Annotated in this window: 15 protein-coding genes; all 15 read left to right on the forward strand. The window is 50.3% G+C overall.

The genetic code is table 11. The annotated features are described in order from the left end of the window. Position 1: 1 nt before the first annotated feature. On the forward strand, positions 2 to 949 hold the full coding sequence (locus tag AC6I8W_RS25380) for a lysophospholipid acyltransferase family protein (RefSeq protein WP_497839324.1): 948 nt from the start codon (positions 2 to 4) through the stop codon (positions 947 to 949). A gap of 68 nt (positions 950 to 1,017) precedes the next feature. Beyond that, positions 1,018 to 3,156: a peptidase domain-containing ABC transporter gene (locus tag AC6I8W_RS25385; RefSeq protein WP_497839325.1), complete on the forward strand. Its 2,139-nt coding sequence runs from the start codon at positions 1,018 to 1,020 to the stop codon at positions 3,154 to 3,156. Positions 3,157 to 3,164: 8 nt separating this feature from the next. Next, a complete protein-coding gene (locus AC6I8W_RS25390) occupies positions 3,165 to 4,340 on the forward strand; it encodes an efflux RND transporter periplasmic adaptor subunit (protein WP_497839326.1) in 1,176 nt (391 codons plus the stop codon). Next, positions 4,333 to 6,279, forward strand: a complete 1,947-nt coding sequence (locus AC6I8W_RS25395) for an ABC transporter permease (protein ID WP_497839327.1) — start codon at positions 4,333 to 4,335, stop codon at positions 6,277 to 6,279. Before AC6I8W_RS25390 ends, AC6I8W_RS25395 begins: the two co-directional genes overlap by 8 nt. Then, the gene (locus AC6I8W_RS25400) at positions 6,276 to 7,664 is read left to right on the forward strand and encodes an efflux transporter outer membrane subunit (protein ID WP_497839328.1); all 1,389 of its coding nucleotides are present in this window, start codon (positions 6,276 to 6,278) and stop codon (positions 7,662 to 7,664) included. Before AC6I8W_RS25395 ends, AC6I8W_RS25400 begins: the two co-directional genes overlap by 4 nt. Before the next feature lie 9 nt (positions 7,665 to 7,673). Beyond that, positions 7,674 to 8,945 carry a beta-ketoacyl-[acyl-carrier-protein] synthase family protein gene (locus AC6I8W_RS25405; protein WP_497839329.1) on the forward strand — a complete coding sequence of 424 codons (1,272 nt, stop codon included), beginning with the start codon at positions 7,674 to 7,676 and terminating at the stop codon, positions 8,943 to 8,945. Further along, positions 8,945 to 9,757 (forward strand): MaoC/PaaZ C-terminal domain-containing protein, encoded by an 813-nt coding sequence (locus tag AC6I8W_RS25410; RefSeq protein ID WP_497839330.1) that lies wholly within the window; start codon positions 8,945 to 8,947, stop codon positions 9,755 to 9,757. The genes AC6I8W_RS25405 and AC6I8W_RS25410 overlap by 1 nt, the downstream gene beginning before the upstream one ends. A 62-nt stretch (positions 9,758 to 9,819) precedes the next feature. After that, a complete protein-coding gene (locus AC6I8W_RS25415) occupies positions 9,820 to 10,068 on the forward strand; it encodes an acyl carrier protein (RefSeq protein WP_497839331.1) in 249 nt (82 codons plus the stop codon). Between the two features lie 3 nt (positions 10,069 to 10,071). Next, positions 10,072 to 10,806 carry an SDR family NAD(P)-dependent oxidoreductase gene (locus AC6I8W_RS25420; protein WP_497839332.1) on the forward strand — a complete coding sequence of 245 codons (735 nt, stop codon included), beginning with the start codon at positions 10,072 to 10,074 and terminating at the stop codon, positions 10,804 to 10,806. 706 nt (positions 10,807 to 11,512) lie between these two features. Further along, complete coding sequence (locus AC6I8W_RS25425; RefSeq protein ID WP_497839333.1) at positions 11,513 to 12,061, forward strand: tyrosine-type DNA invertase; 549 nt, start codon at positions 11,513 to 11,515, stop codon at positions 12,059 to 12,061. 489 nt (positions 12,062 to 12,550) lie between these two features. Then, on the forward strand, positions 12,551 to 13,072 hold the full coding sequence (locus AC6I8W_RS25430) for a fimbrial protein (protein ID WP_497839334.1): 522 nt from the start codon (positions 12,551 to 12,553) through the stop codon (positions 13,070 to 13,072). A gap of 77 nt (positions 13,073 to 13,149) precedes the next feature. Further along, the gene (locus AC6I8W_RS25435; RefSeq protein ID WP_497839335.1) at positions 13,150 to 13,836 is read left to right on the forward strand and encodes a fimbrial biogenesis chaperone; all 687 of its coding nucleotides are present in this window, start codon (positions 13,150 to 13,152) and stop codon (positions 13,834 to 13,836) included. A gap of 79 nt (positions 13,837 to 13,915) precedes the next feature. Further along, on the forward strand, positions 13,916 to 16,474 hold the full coding sequence (locus tag AC6I8W_RS25440; RefSeq protein ID WP_497839336.1) for a fimbria/pilus outer membrane usher protein: 2,559 nt from the start codon (positions 13,916 to 13,918) through the stop codon (positions 16,472 to 16,474). A 26-nt stretch (positions 16,475 to 16,500) separates the two neighbouring features. After that, a complete protein-coding gene (locus tag AC6I8W_RS25445) occupies positions 16,501 to 17,574 on the forward strand; it encodes a fimbrial protein (RefSeq protein ID WP_497839337.1) in 1,074 nt (357 codons plus the stop codon). A gap of 31 nt (positions 17,575 to 17,605) precedes the next feature. Then, positions 17,606 to 18,151, forward strand: a complete 546-nt coding sequence (locus AC6I8W_RS25450; RefSeq protein WP_497839338.1) for a fimbrial protein — start codon at positions 17,606 to 17,608, stop codon at positions 18,149 to 18,151. The last annotated feature ends 41 nt before the right edge of the window (positions 18,152 to 18,192 follow it).

Raw genomic sequence — 18,192 nt, forward strand, 5'->3', positions numbered from 1 at the left:
AATGAAACTTTACGCCCTGTGGTGTGCGCTTGTTTGGCGAAATATTATCACCAGATGTCAATGGCTGGTGTATAAACTCCAGCTTATCAGCTACAGAGCGCATTGTTTGTTATTTCGCCGACTAAATTATCGTATTGTTTTTTCCTTTGCACATGTCAGGCGTTTTTTAAAGCTAATCCCGCGCGATGTGAAATTGCGCGCAGCTGTTGCAGAATCTAACTATAAGTGCCTGCTTAATGATAATAGGAAATTTGATTATATCTGGCTGACCCAACGGCGAACGTTACTGATTCAGGCGGTGACTTACGGACAAAATCGCCGGTTGTTGCGGGAGCTGGCAGCCTGTTCGGCACAGCTTAATGGTATTGTCGAACCTCTTCAACGTGCAGGGCAGCCGGTGATCCTTGCACCGCTACACATGGTCTCAGATGTCTTGAGCACGATGGTCGGTGCTGCTGCATTTCCGGGGAAAGCTACGGTGATAACCTCCCGCAGCGCCAATGCCCATTCCGAAGCCGAGCGGCAGCTGGGTGGAGTAGATCTCACTTATTGTTCAATCCATGAGGATAACAAAAATATTGCTGGTAACTTAATGACGTCGGTGATGGAAGCATCGGAGAATAAACGGAATATTATTCTATTTCCTGACATTACTCCCGATTTCACGCAGTTTGCCAGTAAAGATAAAACTGAAAAATTACCTTGTCGACTATTTGATCGCCCGGCTAATTTGCACAACGGTATTATCCGATTGGCCAGAGTCATGTCTGCGAAGGTTGTATTTTTTCATCTTTATTTTGATAAAGGGTTGAAAATTTATGTTTACGAGCCTATCCCAGCCAAGAAACTGAGAGATGAAATGCCTGGAATTATCGAGAAAAGCATTCGTGATTATTCTACTGATTGGATGCTGTGGCACTCACACTCGTTGTTTTTCATTAATGACTAATAATGTACATCGATAGAACGAGTGCATCGACTGAATAGAAAAGAACAGGGCGTTTTAAGGTATGAATTATGGAAAATGTTATTCCTAAAATAGTTTATCAGGCTGAAACAAATGAATGTGCACTGGCCTGTATTTCCATGCTGGCAGAAACGCAGGGTATCGACGCACCTCTGGAAGAGCTACGTGAACATTTCCCGGCATCCGGGCATGGCACTGCGCTTTCATCAATGTGCGACATCTTATCCGAGCTGGCCATTCCGGTTTATCCGGTTGCATTCGATCTGGATGAACTTACCGAACTCCCTTTACCGGCCATTTTGCATTACGGTGCCAACCATTATGTTCTGCTGGCCTATCGGCTGGGGAGCTATGTATGCGTGATGAACCCGGCCATTGGCGAGCAGGTTTTACCCATTGCCGCACTAAGATCCGAAATCAGCGGCTATGCGCTGGTACTTGACCAGGAAAAAGGTGTTGCTACGCCTTTAGTGAAACAGCACAAACATACGCGTCGTTTCCGCGCACTGGATTGTATGAGTCTGAAACAGACAGCAGCGATTCCGGGCATTTACAACCTGATGCTGTTGGCGTTTCTGGTCTCGCTGACCCTGTTCATTATGCCGGTGATGGTCAGCTCTGCTATCAACAATGTCTTTTCTTCCGGTGGTAAAACAGACTTCCCTTACTTCTATTACCTGTTGGCCTTTGTCGTGTCGACCCTGCTGGCATTTATTGTGCGCAGCATAACCGAACGGTTTATCAAGCGTTTTGTAGTGATGCAAAGTGTCAGCGGCTTCGCCAGCCTTCTGACTAACTCACTCTCTTTTTTTGAAAAGCGCAGTCCTGGTGAAATTTACAGCCGCTTTTCTAACTGGCAGATGGCGGCAGCTCGGAAAATCGAACTGGATAACGGCCTGCGTGTGGACTGGGTTGTTGGCGTGATTGCGCTGGCGGTGATGTGCTACATCAGCCCGCTTCTTGCCGCTATTTCTGCCATAGGCGTGACGTTAATGGGACTTGTCAGCATATGGGCCATCTTCCGCGACCGTTATTACACCCAGCAAATTCAGGTGAAAAGTGCTGAGCAAAGTGACTTCCTGCTGGAATCGATACAGGGGTTCGCCACGCTTAAATCGGCAGGCTTACACAGCCAGCGCCAGACGACGTTTGCCGCATATGCTTTATCCCTCTTTGACTGTAGGCAGAAGCAAAAAGTGTACGAGCAGGTCAAAAGCAGCCTGTATCAGTTGATTGGTAGTCTGGAGATGGTTTTTTTCATGCTACTGGCGTTACCGCTGCTAAAAGACCATCGCATCTCGTTGGGTGAGTTTTTCGCCTATAGCTTTGTGCGCCAGATTTTTACCGCCTACATCACGCAAATTTTCTTTTCGGTCCTGCAGAAGAACCAGCTACATGTCATTGATACTCGTGCCGCTGATCTATTCCCACAGATCAAAAAAGAAGAGGGCACCACGGAGCTGTTGCCGCCCGTGCAGTTTAACCAGCGGCTCAGCTACCATGAACTTCAGTTTGCCTATGATCCCGGCAAACCGGTGCTCAATGGGGTGGCTCTCCAAATATATCGTGGTGAAACCCTGGCGATTGTTGGTGAGTCTGGCGCAGGAAAAAGTACTCTGCTGAAAGTTATCACCGGGCTTATCGACCTTCAGGCTGGTGAAATCCTCGCTGACGGACAGCCGGTGAGTACCTGTCAGGCAAGGAAATTGTTTTTCCTCCAAAGCCAGGAGGACATCCTTTTCAACACCAGCGTTCTGCAAAATATTACGCTGTTTGATCGTCATCATGATGCGCAAAAACAACTGCGAATTGATAAATCCTTACATGGTCTGATGCTGACTGAGGTGATTGATAGTCTGCCGGGGAAACAAAACGCACTGATCCGTGAAAGCCATCCCGCCCTGTCTCTTGGCCAGCGTCAGCGACTGATGCTGGCGCGTGCGATGTACAGTGACTGTCCGATCATGGTGCTGGACGAGCCGACTGCCAATCTTGACGAGCAAACCGCGCAGCGAGTGATGAAAACCCTGATGGAACACTGCCGTGAATACGGAAAAACGCTCATCACCGTGACCCATAGCGAAACGGCACTGCAGTTATTTGACCGCATCTGTGTGCTGAAAAATGGACAAATAAACGAGGTTCAGTGCGCGATGACTGCTGCTGTCCCTCAAGGAGAACCGGTGTGAGTTCTGTCATGAAAAAGCTCCCTGCCCTGGCAGCCAGGCATCGTAAATCATTTTATACGCTGGCCGTGCTGATACTCATCGTACTGGTTAGCGGCGTATGGATTGTGCACAGTGTGATGACTGGCACTATCACGCCGGTGGTTTCACAAGTGATTGACCGTGGTGATATTGAAAAAACCGTACTGGCAACAGGGACCCTTAAGCCTTCTGTGCAGGTGAGTGTAGGTGCACAGGTCAACGGCCAGTTAAAAAAACTGTATGTCTATGTCGGAGAGCGCGTATCCAAAGGCCAGTTGTTGGCTGAAATTGACCCAACGCTGCAACAGAGCGAATTACGTAAATCTGAGGCTGAGCTTGAGAGTGCCGTGGCGCAGAAACAGGCATCTGCGTTCACATTAACCCAATATCAACTGGAGCTGAGCCGTCAGCTACGGATGGATCGCGATGGATCCGGAACGAAAAGTAACCTTGAGCAAGCACAAGCCAAGGTTGACACTCAGAAAGCACAGATAAAAGTCAATGAGGCGCAGATCGTGCAAGCGCAGATGGCACTGGAAACGGCGAAAGCCAACCTGGGCTATACGCGCATCCTGGCACCGATGGACGGCCAGGTGCTGGGGATCGTGACTAAAGAAGGTCAGACCGTCGTCTCCTCGCAAACTGCGCCAACAATTCTGGTGCTGGCGAACGTCGACACCATGACCGTGCAAACCCGCATTTCAGAAACCGATATTCTTAAAGTCCATCCCGGGCAGCCGCTGTCGTTCTATGTTGTCGCCGATCCTAAGCATCGTTATCAAAGTGTGATGGGGGTTTTGCAGGATGCACCCAACGATGCTTTACAGGATGACAGCGCAAGCGCTCAGTCACAGCAGCCTTCCGCCGTGTATTACAACGGTGTATTTAGCGTTCCGAATCCTCAACATCTGCTGCGTACCTCAATGACGGCACAGGTGTTTATCGTCACCGAGCAAGCCAAAAATGTGTTACGCCTGCCGGTAATGGCGCTTGGTCAGCCTCAGGGTGGCGACACCTATCATGTGCAGGTGATGAAGGGGGATACCACCGAACAACGGCTTGTCCGCGTGGGTATTAACGACCGGCAGTTTATCGAAGTGAAAGACGGCCTGCGTGAAGGCGAACGTGTGGTGATGCAAAATACAGCAGAGACTGCCAATGGTTAATTCTCCGGTTATCGAGCTTTCGCATATATCCCGTCGCTTTGGTTCAGGTAATGCCGCTGTCACCGTGTTGAAGGACATTTCCCTGCGCGTTCATTCCGGGGAGATGTTGGCCATCATCGGCGCATCCGGCTCAGGTAAATCCACGTTGATGAATATTCTTGGCTGCCTGGATAAACCTTCAGAGGGTGAGATGCGCATTATGGATGTGCCTACGCAGGTGGCCAGCAGCGTAAAACTGGCGCAGTTGCGCAGTCAGTATCTGGGGTTTATTTTTCAGCGCTATCACCTGATGCCGTATCTGACAGCCGTTGAGAACGTCACTATTCCTGCGCTCTATACCGACATGCCGGCGCCTACGCGCTTGTCGCGTGCGGAATATCTGCTGAATCGCCTGGGGTTAGGTAACCGCATGGACTACCGACCTGCGCAGCTTTCCGGTGGCCAGCAGCAACGCGTCAGTATCGCGCGAGCCTTGATGAATGGTGCACCGATAATTCTGGCGGATGAACCGACCGGTGCACTCGATAGCACCAGCGGTCAGGAGTTGATGGGTATTTTACATGGTCTACATCAGGCTGGTCATACGCTGATTATCGTGACCCACGACCGGAGCATCGCCGAACAATGTCAGCGTATTGTTGAAATACACGACGGCCAGATTGTCGCTGATCGTGCCAATCCGGTTATGCCGCAGCGAACAACGCAGGGTTTACCGGCCATTGCCGCTACCGGGCGAACTCCTCTCTGGCAGAGCATCAAAGAAGCGGTGCGCATGGCGTGGCGCTCTCTGCTTGGACACCGCATCCGTGCGTTTCTTTCGATGCTCGGTATCATTATCGGCATCTCTTCCGTGGTTTCCTCTATGGCGGTGGGCGAGGGGGCACGGCAAAACATTCTGAGCCAGATAAGCCAACTTGGTACCAGTACAATCGAAATTCAGCCCGGTCTGGGTTGGGACCAACCGCGCCCGGATTTTGAACGTTCTCTGACGCTGGAAGACGTAGAGTTGCTGGGCAAACAGCCTTTTATCGACAGCCTTTCACCCGTGGTAAGCAAAACTGTGAGAGCAATCCGCGGGGGGAAACAGGTTCTGGTGTCGCTGTCGGGCGTCAGCAATGGCTTCTTTCGTGTGCAGGGTCTGCGTTTTGTTGCCGGAAACCGTTTTACGCCACGCGACCTTGAGGATCGTGAGCCGGTCATAATTATTGATCCGAACGTAGGCAGCACGCTGTTTGCCGACGGTCAGGATCCGCTGGGCGGAATTATTCAACTTTCCGGCGTGCCATTCCGGGTCATTGGTGTCGCGGATAAAAAAGGGCCGAAGTATGTTGGTGAGCAGCTTGCCGCATGGATCCCTTATACCTCTTTGCTGGAACGCATGTCGGGTGATACGCCTTTGCAGTCAATTACCCTGCGTATTGCCGACGGTTATCCGATCGAAGTTGCCCAGCGCGATGTTGAGCAACTGCTGGATTCGGCACATGGCAAGCGCGATTTCTTCACCATGACCAATGATCAAATGACGAAGACTATCCGTAAAACGTCAGAGTCGATGACGCTGCTAATCACGGCAATTGCCGGGATCTCTCTGCTGGTAGGAGGGGTCGGGGTCATGAACATCATGCTGGTATCGGTCACCGAAAGGACGCATGAAATTGGCATTCGTCTCTCGGTGGGTGCCCGCCCGGTGGACATCATGCGCCAGTTCTTGATTGAAGCGATGGTCATTTGTACGCTCGGCGGCCTGATTGGCATTATAGGATCGGGCGTCGCAGGGCTGATTTTTTCTCAGGTTACCCAGGAATTCACCATGATTTTCACCTGGCCGCCGATCATTCTGGCCTGCGGATTCTCCGCCCTTATTGGGCTGGGATTTGGCTTTTTTCCGGCACGCAATGCTTCCCGTCTACACCCGACCGAGGCGTTAGCTCGCGAATGAACAAGCTGAATCTACTCTCAACGGCGGTGATGGCGCTAGTGCTGACTGGCTGCGGCCAGGCATTGAAGAGTGAGTATCAGCGCCCTTTGCTTTCCGTTCCAGGTACCTGGCGTGTGCAGGATACCGGTGAAGGCGTGGCGCAATTTACCCCGCACTGGTGGGACAACTTTGATGATCCGCAACTCTCCCGACTTATCGTTGCCACCCTGCAAAGCAATAACGATTTGGCGCTGGCAGGCATAAAACTTAAGCAGGCGCTACTGACCGCAGGCATATCAGATCTTAATCTGACCCCTGATTTTTCCGCCAGCGCTGATGCCAGCAACACCAAATATTTGCATCACGGCACGACGCCGACGGAAAGCTACAGCAATTCGCTTACCGCCTCATATGAACTGGACCTGTGGGGAAAGCTGGCGCGCACGCGTGAGCAGTCCGACTGGCTGGCAAAGGCGTCGGAACAGGATTTGCGTGCGACCGCGCTAACACTTATCGGCACGACTTCGCAGCTCTACTGGCAGATAGCCAGCCTGAATCAGCAAATCGAGAATATGAAGCAGAGTCTGGACATTGCCAGGGATACGCTGGTCATGGTTACGTCCCGCTGGAAAGCCGGGGATCTCGGCCAGCTTGATTATTTACAAGCACAGCAAACGGTGCTGAGCCGGGAAAATAGTCTGCGTGATTTATATCAGGAGCGCGATGAAGACCGTAATGCGCTCACGATTTTACTGAGTCGTCCGCCGGGGCAATATCCAGCAGAACGTCATTCGCTGGATATTCATCAGAGCGTGCCGGTTGCGCAGCGCCTGCCGCTGGAGGTGATTGCCAAAAGACCTGATGTCCAGTCGGCCGAGCTGAATCTGCGTGCAGTGCTGGCCGGTTCCGACGTTGCGCGGCTGAACTTTTATCCCTCACTGACGCTGAATGCATCTCTGAATGCCGGGGCTACGGTGTTTCAGCAGTGGTTCAGTAACCCCTACAGAACGCTCGGTTCTGCGCTCGATCTTCCATTTATCCAGTGGAATAAGGTGCGACTAACAATTGAGCAGTCCGATCTGGATGTACAAACCGCCGCGATCCAGTTCAAAAGCGCCGCCTATAGCGCGTTACAGGATATCGATAACGCGATGTCACAGCGCCTGACCTGGCAGCAGGAGAAACAGCGTCAACTGGAAGACCTGGCTCTAAGCCAGCAAAGGCTGGCGCTGGTGGAAAGTCAGTATCGTCACGGCTCCGTTGTCTATCAAACGCTGCTTGATTCGCAGAATACGCTGCTGGATAGCCAAAACACGCTGGTGAAAACCCAATACAACTATCTGTATTCCACGATGAAACTCTGGCTGGCGCTGGGCGGCGGAGAAGGCGACGCAGTGAATCAATAAGGATAAATCATGCAAACGGAAGTTTTACAGACGACAAATATGGGACATCGGGTGGTCGTCACCGGTTATGGAGCGGTCACTCCGCTGGGTATGAATTCCACGGAGAGCTGGGCAGCCATAATGGACTACAAAACCGGCTATCGTTATTGCGATAAATCTGCTGCTGGGATCAAATCCCGCTTTTACGGGCTGATCGATGAGGAACCCTCGCTCAAGGGGGTGCCTGCCGCCATCCGCCGTCGCCTGCCTCGCTATGCACGGCTTACGCTGGCCGCAGCTCGTGAAGCTATGCAGATGGCCTTTGGCGATGAAAAACCAGAGCAGCATTACGATCTGCGCGATTGTGGCGTCATCATGGGTACCGGCTGGGCTGGGCAAGACGAAACCCAGCGGCATTATGAAGACTATATACGCACCGGTGTGGGATCACCTTTTGGATGTTTCTTCTCAATGCCTAACGCAGCCACGGCTGCCGTAAGCCTGCTGTGGGCACTACGTGGGTATCAGAACACGCCGGTAGCGGCCTGTGCGACCGGGACCATTGCCGTTGGTGACGCGTTTGAGCTGATCCGTACTGGTCGCGCAAATATGATGCTGGCGGGGGCCGGAGAGTCACTGCGTTCTGACTCGGCAGTATGGAACATTGACGTGCTGGGTGCGCTGGCCAGTGAGCAGGAGGTTTTAACCCGCGCCTGCTGTCCGTTTAACCAATATCGTAACGGTTTTGTGCTGAGCGAAGGGGCGGCAGTACTGTGCCTGGAGGAGCGGGAGTCCGCTATTGCACGCGGCGCTAACATACTTGGCGAAATTCTCGGGTACGGGAGTTACTCTGATGCCTACGATTTTACCGCACCGGCCGAGGATAAAATTGCGCGGGTGCAGACCATTCGCCGCGCGCTTAATCAGGCTGGCATTGCGGCCTGCGAGCTGGATTACATTAACGCGCACGGGACATCTACGCCGCTTAACGATCTCAATGAAACCGAGGCGATCAAAATTGCGCTGGGTGAGACGGCGGCATATGCCACACCGTGTTCCAGCACCAAATCCTATACCGGTCATCTGATCGCCGCGGCGGGCAGTTTCGAATCCATCGTCTGTCTTCAGGCTTTGCAGCATCAGATTATGCCTGCGACCTGTCATCTTGATGCGCCGGATCCAGCCTGCGATTTGGATTATGTCCCTAATATACACCGCCCGGCAGAGCTGAAGATAACTCTCAACCTAAGTTTCGGATTCGGCGGCGCTAATGCGGCACTGGTTATCGGACGGGGGCAATAATGTCGTTGTGCTACTCACAGCGAGATGCAGAGCGCTGGGCAGCGTTTTCCGGAGACTACAATCCGATTCATTTTGATGCAGCGAAGGCGAGACATCTGGGCATGGACGGATTATGTGTACACGGCATGCGTGCGATGTTGGATGTGAAGTCGGGACTGAGTCAGGTGCTGGAAAAACACGCATTGTCGACGGGGGGGCTGCGGTTTAGTAGCCGGCTTCGCGAACCCGTATTATGCGCTATACCCTATCAGTTGTCGTTAAGCGAAACGCGCATTGGTGAGTTGATACAGGTCGGTAGCAAATTACTTAATGCGCATACTCAGCGGACCAGCATCAGCAGTAGGCTGGTCGAAGCTAAACCGCTGGTGTTATCCCCGGTTACGCAGGCGAAAAGTTTGCGTGGGGAAGCTCTGGCGGCGTTGTATCGTCATTTTCAGGGCATGGGAAATCCGTCAACTCCGTTGTGGAGCTTTTTGGATGCGGTGCTATTTCGCGAGCTGGTGAATTCTCCGGAATCAATCGAGACCGTAAACAGCATTATCCCCGCGCATAAGGCTGCCAGCTTGGGTGAAGTCTTCAACCTGGTACAGGTGGTGCAGACCCATCACGACACCTATTTTTCTCCCAGGCTGTTGCTGCATGAGAGGGAATGTCCGCGATTCAAATCTTTATATTATTCCATCCAGCCAACGCTGGTGATGGGAGAAAAAGAGGTCGGCCTGGTGTTAATGGCTGGCATTCAGGCATGGCGTGTCAATGAACCGCTGATCTCAGTCACGGTTACGTTGAAAACCGGGCCGCTGGCAGCGTAGCAGAGCACTGTCATTCAAGAACACAAAATAATTATTAACTGACTAAATTAAAGGAATAAAAATTGGCTCAATTTGATGAAATTTACAGCAAGGTTAGCGAAATGCTGTGTGATGCAAAAGATTTGGAAATGGCTGACATTGCTCCAGACATGCCGCTGTATCAGCTTAAACTTGATAGTCTCGATTATGTGGAATTGATGGTGCTGGCGAAGAAAGAGTTTGGGGTAACGATTGAGGCTGATGTATTCGTCAACAATGTCAACATGACTCTTAGCGAGTTGTGCCACTATCTCAGCGAAAAAAGTCAATAAGCTATGCGTAATCAATGGATATTAGTCACCGGCGGAAGCCGTGGGATTGGACGTGCTACGGTGCTGCGTCTGGCAAAACAGTGGAATGTGGTGTTCACCTGGTGTAAGGATGAAACTGCAGCAAACGAGGTGGAGCTTGCCTGTGAGGCGTTACCCGGCATGGTTGAGGGTTATCAATGTGACGGATGTGATGAACAGGCAGTAACCCGACTGGCAGTCGATCTGCTGACGCATTACGGTGCACCGTATGCGATTGTACACAATGCCGGTATCACCCTTGATGCATTGAACATTCACCAGAGCCCGGAGAACTGGCGCAAGGTCATGGACACCAACCTTAATGCCATCTTCTACTGGAATCGTCTGTTGCTCGAACCCATGATGATGCAGGGCGCGGGTTCTGTTGTGCTGATGTCGTCAGTGACAGGCGTAAAAGGCAATAGCGGGCAAAGCGCCTACGGGGCAAGCAAAGCGGCGATGATTGGTCTGGCGCGCACATTGTCGATCGAGCTAGGACGCTTTGGTGTGCGGGTTAACTGCCTGCTGCCTGGTTATATTAATACGGAAATCATGGCCAATATGCCTAAAGAAAAGCTGGTGGAGCTGCGGAAAACGATCCCCATGAAGCGCTTCGGGAAAGTGGCCGAGGTGGCTGGCGCAGTTGCATGGTTGGTCAGTGAAGATAGCACCTATATGACCGGACAAACACTCATTTTGGATGGTGGTCTTGCCGCCTGATCCCCCTGCGTTAATTCTTCTCTGTTCAAACAGGACGTGATACGTCCTGTTTTTTCGACCTCCATTGGTTCTTTCTGCTCGTTTCCCGTCAGGCATCAATCAATGCACATCTCTTGTACGCGTGATTTCCCCAGGTTCTGAGGCCAAAAAATGCTCTTAATTGAGTCATTCCGTCCTGCCGATAAAATGAAGCGTTTACCTGAACTAACCAGTGGTTAGATTTTAGAAAAATCCTTGTGAAAAAAATGTGCTGAAAAAGGGGACAAGACACCTGTAAAGGACATAACTGACTGAAGTTAGACGGTAATGATGGGGTTTCGGCACCGTAATAACGGTGCTCATACTGACCGGAACTATTAATCCATAGATTAAAATATGCGCTAAATTTAAAAGGCGCCGTTATAAATTCTCTCAAAAATATCCTTATGGTTTTACGGGGATTCAGTGTGCGGTTTTTTTAGATGTCTTCTATTTGCTGTATTGGATTTTAAGACGTATATTGTAAATGGATTCGTGATTTATTCATGTGCCATTCAAGGAGGTTTTATAAATACGTTGAGTAAACTTGTTGTTGTTATTATTGTACAAAGCATTATTCTACCTCTCTGTATCAACAGGGAGCATTTCCAATATCAGAAAAGCATTTTTTTGTGAGCTCCAGCGAAATCAATGCTTATGTGTGATCACATGAATATGAAGAGGCACTATGAAAAATCGTAAGTACCTGACGCCGTCCGAAGTTGAAAGGTTGCTTGAGGCTACGCTGCGCGGGAAGCACGCAGAGCGGGATTACTGCCTGATCTGGATGTGCTTCATCCATGGCTGTAGAGTCAGTGAAATCAGCAGCTGGCGGTTGTCCGATATCGATATAGAAGGAAATAATATCTATATTCATCGATTAAAAAACGGATTTTCGACCGTTCATCCACTTTACAGTCGTGAGCGTAAATCATTAATGCTTTGGATGAATAAAAGAAACCAATATCGCGGAGCGGATACAGACTGGTTATTTCTTTCTAATCGGGGTACAAAATTATCCCGACAACGAATTTACTGGCTAATAAGAAATTACAGTAAGGCTGCAAATCTGACTATTAATGCTCATCCCCATATGTTGCGACATGGCTGTGGTTTTGCACTGGCTGATCGGGGAATAGATACTCGATTAATTCAGGATTATTTAGGTCACCGTAATATCCAAAACACGGTCATCTATACTGCAAGTAACGCTACGCGATTTAAAAATGTTTGGTAAGTGAAATGTAATTAATTGTTACAATGGAGTCATTTTGAACTAAACTGAAGCATACTCTAGTGAGACGGTAAATCTCTGTCAATACTGATTGTAGTGTCTGGTTATATTTTATTATTAATATCACATTTTCAATGCCTTATACATAAATCCGCTATTTAACCTCCCTCAGAATTCTCTCGGTTTTTTCTTGCATCGGTATGGCTGTTTTATAACATGCGTGAACAATGGTTTAAAAAAAACACCAACAATATATTGTAAAATATATTTTTTTAGTTTTTTGTTCTGTTTGTGTGTGTGTTTATGGTTTTAAAGTTCAAAGGAGTCACTTTAGTTCAAAATGAATCGTTTCTCTTTCGGGATTAACAGGCGATTTATTAATTGAGGCGGAGTCTCATGAACTAAATAAAGGAATGACAGATGGTGTTGTCATAACTAATTCGAGTGCCGTTTTGAAGGCATATCGATTTTTATTGTTTATAGGAAATTCTGATGAAAAAGACTCTTCTTGCTATTGCTCTGATGGCTACTTCCGCTATTTCTTCTTCTGCTTTCGCTTCTGATGGTGCAGTGAACTTCACCGGTACTATCACCGATGCAGCTTGTACCATTGATACTGCCTCTCAAAACCAGGATGTATTCCTGGGCAACATCGCTCGTACTGCATTCCCGACTGCTGGTTCTCTGGCAGCGGCCAAGAAATTTACCCTGGTACTGACTAACTGCCCGGACACCGTAACTGGCGCGACCGTACGTTTCGACGGTGAACAGGTTTCTGGCGACAACAGCATTCTGGCACTGACTGCCGGTGACAGCACAGCAACTGGCGTAGGTGTTCAGATTTCTGACAGTTCCAACAAAATTGTTTCTCTGTACGAAGATTCCTCTGTTTACCCTCTGGTCAGTACCGGTTCTAACAGCCTGGACTTCAGCGCACGTTATGTCTCCGTGTCTGACGATGTGACCGTGGGTGATGCAAACGCCGTAACTCAGTTTACTGTTGTATATCAGTAAGTTAGATTGAGATAAATCAGATCAGGGGCAATTGATGCCTCTGGTCTTTTTGAATGTTGAAGAGAGGTAGGGACACCATGAAAAACTGGCGTGCCACAATGGTGGCAGCTCTATTAATAACCTTTTGCACGATGGCGCAGGCTGGCGTGGTAGTCGGTGGCACGCGTGTCATCTACGACGGTACAAAGAAAGAGTCATCCATCAATATCAACAATCCGGACAAAAACCCTTACTTAATCCAGTCATGGGTAGACAGTGGTGAGACGACTGCGGGCGCACATGCAAATAAAGCCCCGTTTATCGTCACGCCGCCTTTGTTCCGACTGGACGGGACTCAGCAAAACATTTTGCGCGTGGTACGCGCGGGTGGTGATCTGCCGGAGAATAAAGAGTCGCTGTTCTGGCTGAATATCAAATCGATTCCTTCTGCTGAGAAGCGGCAAAACACCCTACAAATTGCGGTGAAAACACGTATCAAACTGATTTACCGTCCTGCTGGCGTGAAAGGTTCTCTTGAAGAGGCGGCGAAGACGCTCACCTGGAAACGGACCGGTAACCAGCTCCAGGTGACCAATCCGTCCCCGCATTACATCACTTTTTTCAACGTCAAAATCAACGGAACTGAATTAAAGGACGCTCACATGGTTGCACCGCAATCACAAGCCACTTTTGCCTTGCCTGCCAGCGTTGCTGGAGGATCGCTGACCTGGCAGTTTATTAACGATTACGGTGGTACCAGCAAAGTTCTGACGGGCAGTATCTGATCCCGCGGTCTGTTACGTCTAATCAAAAAGGAAGTGAGAACGCAGCCGTCAAACTGCGTTATTAGTTGGAACTAAGAAAATGAAAAAAATAACGAAGATTCATGATCCGGCCAGTTTTAGACTGTCCCGCCTTGCGCTGTTGGTAGCATGCCCGGTTGCGCTTTTAATCGGTGGAACGGACGTGGTCCATGCAGCTGAGTATTTCAACCCAGCTTTATTAGAAATCGATAACCCTGGTCAGGGGAAAGCTGATTTATCCATTTTCGAAGACGGCAAACTACAGCCTCCTGGCACCTATCGTGTTGATATTTATCTTAATGGTTCAGAGGTTGACACTCGAGACGTAAACTTCACCCTGGCGACTGATGCAAGTGGTAAGCAAAGCCTTCAGCCTTGTCTGAGCGGAGAGCTTCTGCGGGATATGGGCGTGAAAATTGGCATGTACCCTGGTATTCAGGCGACAGATGAATGTGCCAATTTCACCGCTGCGATAGATCAATCCTCAGCCAACTTCCGTTTTGACCAACAAAGGCTGGATCTGAGCATTCCACAGGCGGCATTGAATTCGCAAGCACGCGGTTATGTTTCCCCAGAGCAGTGGGACTCAGGTATTCCAGCACTGCTGTTCAATTACAGTTTCAGCGGGGCGAACAGCGAAGCGAGAAATAATGACACCCGCAATTCCAATACTTATTACCTGAACCTGCGTTCCGGCGCGAACCTGGGCGCCTGGCGTCTGCGCAACTATTCAACCTGGAACCGGGACAGCAATGGTAACGACAACTGGAACTCAATCAATACTTACCTGCAACGTGACATCCAGGTACTGAGAAGTCAGTTGACGCTGGGCGACAGTAACTCGCCTACGGAAGTTTTTGATACCGTGCCTTTCCGTGGCGTTCAGCTCGCTTCCGATGACGATATGTTGCCGGACAGCATGAAGGGTTATTCGCCCGTGGTTCGTGGCATCGCGCAAAGTAATGCGCAGGTGACCATCCGCCAGAATGGCTATGTGATCTATCAAAGCTACGTGCCTGCGGGACCGTTCGTGATTTCCGACCTCTATCCGACGGCGGGCAGTGGCGATCTTAACGTGACCATCAAAGAAGCTGACGGCACCGAGCGAACATTGGTAGTCCCTTTCGCTTCTGTACCGGTCCTTCAGCGTGAAGGACACCTTAAATACAGCTTCACCAGCGGTCAGTATCGCTCGTACAACGATGACGTTGAAAAGACACTGTTTACTCAGGGCACCGCGATCTACGGTTTGTCGCACGGTGCGACCGTATATGGTGGCCTACAGGCAGCGAGTAAATACCAGTCGATGGCTATCGGGCTTGGGCAAAACCTTGGCCGCATCGGTGCGCTCTCTGCGGATGTCACGCAGGCGTGGACCACACGTAAAGATGCTGCGAAAGAAAACGGGCAATCTTATCGGCTGCGCTACGGTAAGAGCTTCGTTGAAACCGGAACTAACTTCAGTCTCGCCAGCTACCGTTATTCGACTTCTGGTTTTTATACCCTTCAGGAGGCGCTGGAAAGCTACGACCACGGCAATCGCTATTATATCGATCATAAGAAGAGCCGTGCCGAACTCACTCTCAGCCAGAACTTATGGAAGAAGGGGGGGGCGCTTTCGCTGAGCCTGGTGAAAGAAGAGTACTGGAATAACAACCGTTCTACCGAATCGGCCAGCGTCGGATACAACAACACCTGGAAAGGGATCTCATATGGTGTGAGTTATACCTATAGTCGCAACGGTCTGGACAGCTACGGCAACCGTAACTATTACACCGATCAGATTATTGCCTTGAACCTCAGCATACCGTTGAGCAAATGGCTGCCGGGCAGTTACGCCACCTATAACATGAACAACAGCAAAAATGGGAGTACCTCGCATAACGTGGGCCTCAGTGGTACAGCGTTACATGATGACAACCTTAATTACAACATCAGCCAAGGTTATACCACGAATGGGCAGGGCGCGAATGGCTACGCCAGTGCCGACTATAAAGGGACCTATGGCGAAGTTAACGCCGGTTACGGTTATGACAACAGCCAGCGTCGTGTGGATTATGGCCTGCAGGGCGGCATTGTGGTCCATGAAAATGGCGTAACCCTTTCTCAGCCGTTGAGCGAAACGGTCGTGTTGGTTAAAGCACCGGGCGCAGATGATGTGAACATCTCCAGCAATACGGGGGTGAGAACTGACTGGCGCGGTTATGCCGTGGTGCCTTACGCCACAGCGTACCGGCGTAACCAGATTTCACTTGATACCTCAACCTTACCGGACAATGTGGATATGACACTGACTAGTACGACGGTGATACCGACCCGTGGCGCCGTGGTACGTGCAGACTTTGATCCGAACATTGGTCAGCGCGTGCTGATGACATTGACCCGTGCGAACGGCGAGCCGGTGCCTTTCGGCGCGAAGGCGGCTATTGCTGATGACAAAAAGGGCAATGGCAGCATTGTCGGCGATGGTGGGCAGGTTTATCTGTCTGGTATGCCGGATGCCGGAATGCTTATGGTGAAATGGGGAACTTCAGCGGCTGAGACCTGCCGGGTGAATTATCACCTGCCTGAACAGTCGGCCACATCGGGTATTCAACTTATTAATGGAGCCTGCCAATAAGGCGGAATATGGACATGATTGATCGCATGCATACGTTTTTTGTAGACATCACTTCACGCCGCAATTTACCTCGCCATTCTTTCTGTGGCAAAAATGCTGCGTTGCTTTGCCTGGCGCTGGCCGGCGGAATGCTGAGTGCCCGGGCACAAGCGGAAAGTTGTTACGCGACTACCGGGGCAAAAACTTACAACTTCGATTTGGCTTATTTATTGTCGGAGCCGTCAGAAAACACCGCTGGCAAGATAGTTAACAATGCCTATCAGTGGAGCCTCAGCGGCAACTATAACGTGACCTGTTCTTGTTCCGGTACCTATACTGGTGCCTATGTCACGGCAAAAGTGCCGGATACCAGCCTGGTCTACAGCGACGGTAGTCTCAATTATTACAGCATCAACGATTATCTGGCGGTGGCTAGCGAAGTTTTTATTGGCGGGGGATATGGCGCGAACAAACCAACGCCGTTTACCAGCGTCAGCAACCTGAATACCGCGACCAGTTGTGATAAGTATCCTTACGCAACCGGTTCGCGTGGTTCGATATCCCTCTATTTCCGGCGGCCATTTGTCGGAGTACAAACAATCCCGCTTACCAAAGTGGTTGATGTTTATATCGCCTCCGACTCATCAACGCAATCTCCTGACCCCGTTTCATCCGTCTGGATGAGTGGTACGGTTACTGTGCCACAATCCTGCGAGATTAATGGCGGAGGGGTCATCACCGTACCTTTCGGCGACATCCTGTCTGGTGATATCGCCACTAAGGGCGAAATGGCGAAAAACTTTACGCCTAAAAACGTCAACTTCAACGTTGCCTGCACCAATATTTCTGATGGCGTGCAGGTAAGCCTCTCTTTCCAGGGAACCCCGGATGCGAACGATCCGACCGCACTTGCTACCACCAATAGCGACGTGGGTGTCAGGATTCAGAATACCGCCGGCGAAACCATCGCCCCGCAGACTGGACGCCTCCCACTGACGATGGATTACACCACTCAGGTTGGCACCTCGGCGATTAACTTATTTCCTATTAACACCACAGGTAATGCGCCTGAGACCGGGGATTTCACCGCAACAGCGACTATTCGCGCCGAAATTGAGTAATTCCGTGATGGGACGGGTAAGGAATACGAAAATGTTTAAGGAATCCAGGGTGAATTTGAGCAACAAAGCAAAAATATCGGTGTTTACTCTATGGCTGGCAGTCATGGTGCTTTTACCTCCGGCGAATGCGGATACTCAACTTAACATTACTGGCAACATTAAAGCCTCACCTTGCAGTATTGACTTGCCTTCCGGTGGGTTGAATGTGGATTTAGGACAGAAAATATTGGCGTCCTCACTTGCTGAGGCTGGCTCGTCAACCGACTGGAAATCCTTTTCAATTGTACTGAGCGAATGCCCGACATCGACGACGGAGGCCACCATGAGCCTGAGCGGCACGGCGGATGACGTCGAAAGCACCATGTACGCGAATACAGGAACCGCAACGGGGGTGCAAATCGAAGTGCAAAGCAGTGCCGGCGCGGTGCTGGGAAACGCGACACAAATAGTGCAGAGCATTGATACCGCAAGTCGCAGTACAACGTTCGAGATGCTGGCGCGAGCTTACAGTGCGCAGGGCAATGTTACGCCAGGAACTATTGTTGGAACAATGCAGGTCACCTTTACGTACCAGTAATTAAGCAAATCGAGAGGGAGAGCAATACAGAAAAGAGAATG

The sequence above is a fragment of the Pantoea sp. X-Soil-TKNS-1211 genome (assembly GCF_059730495.1).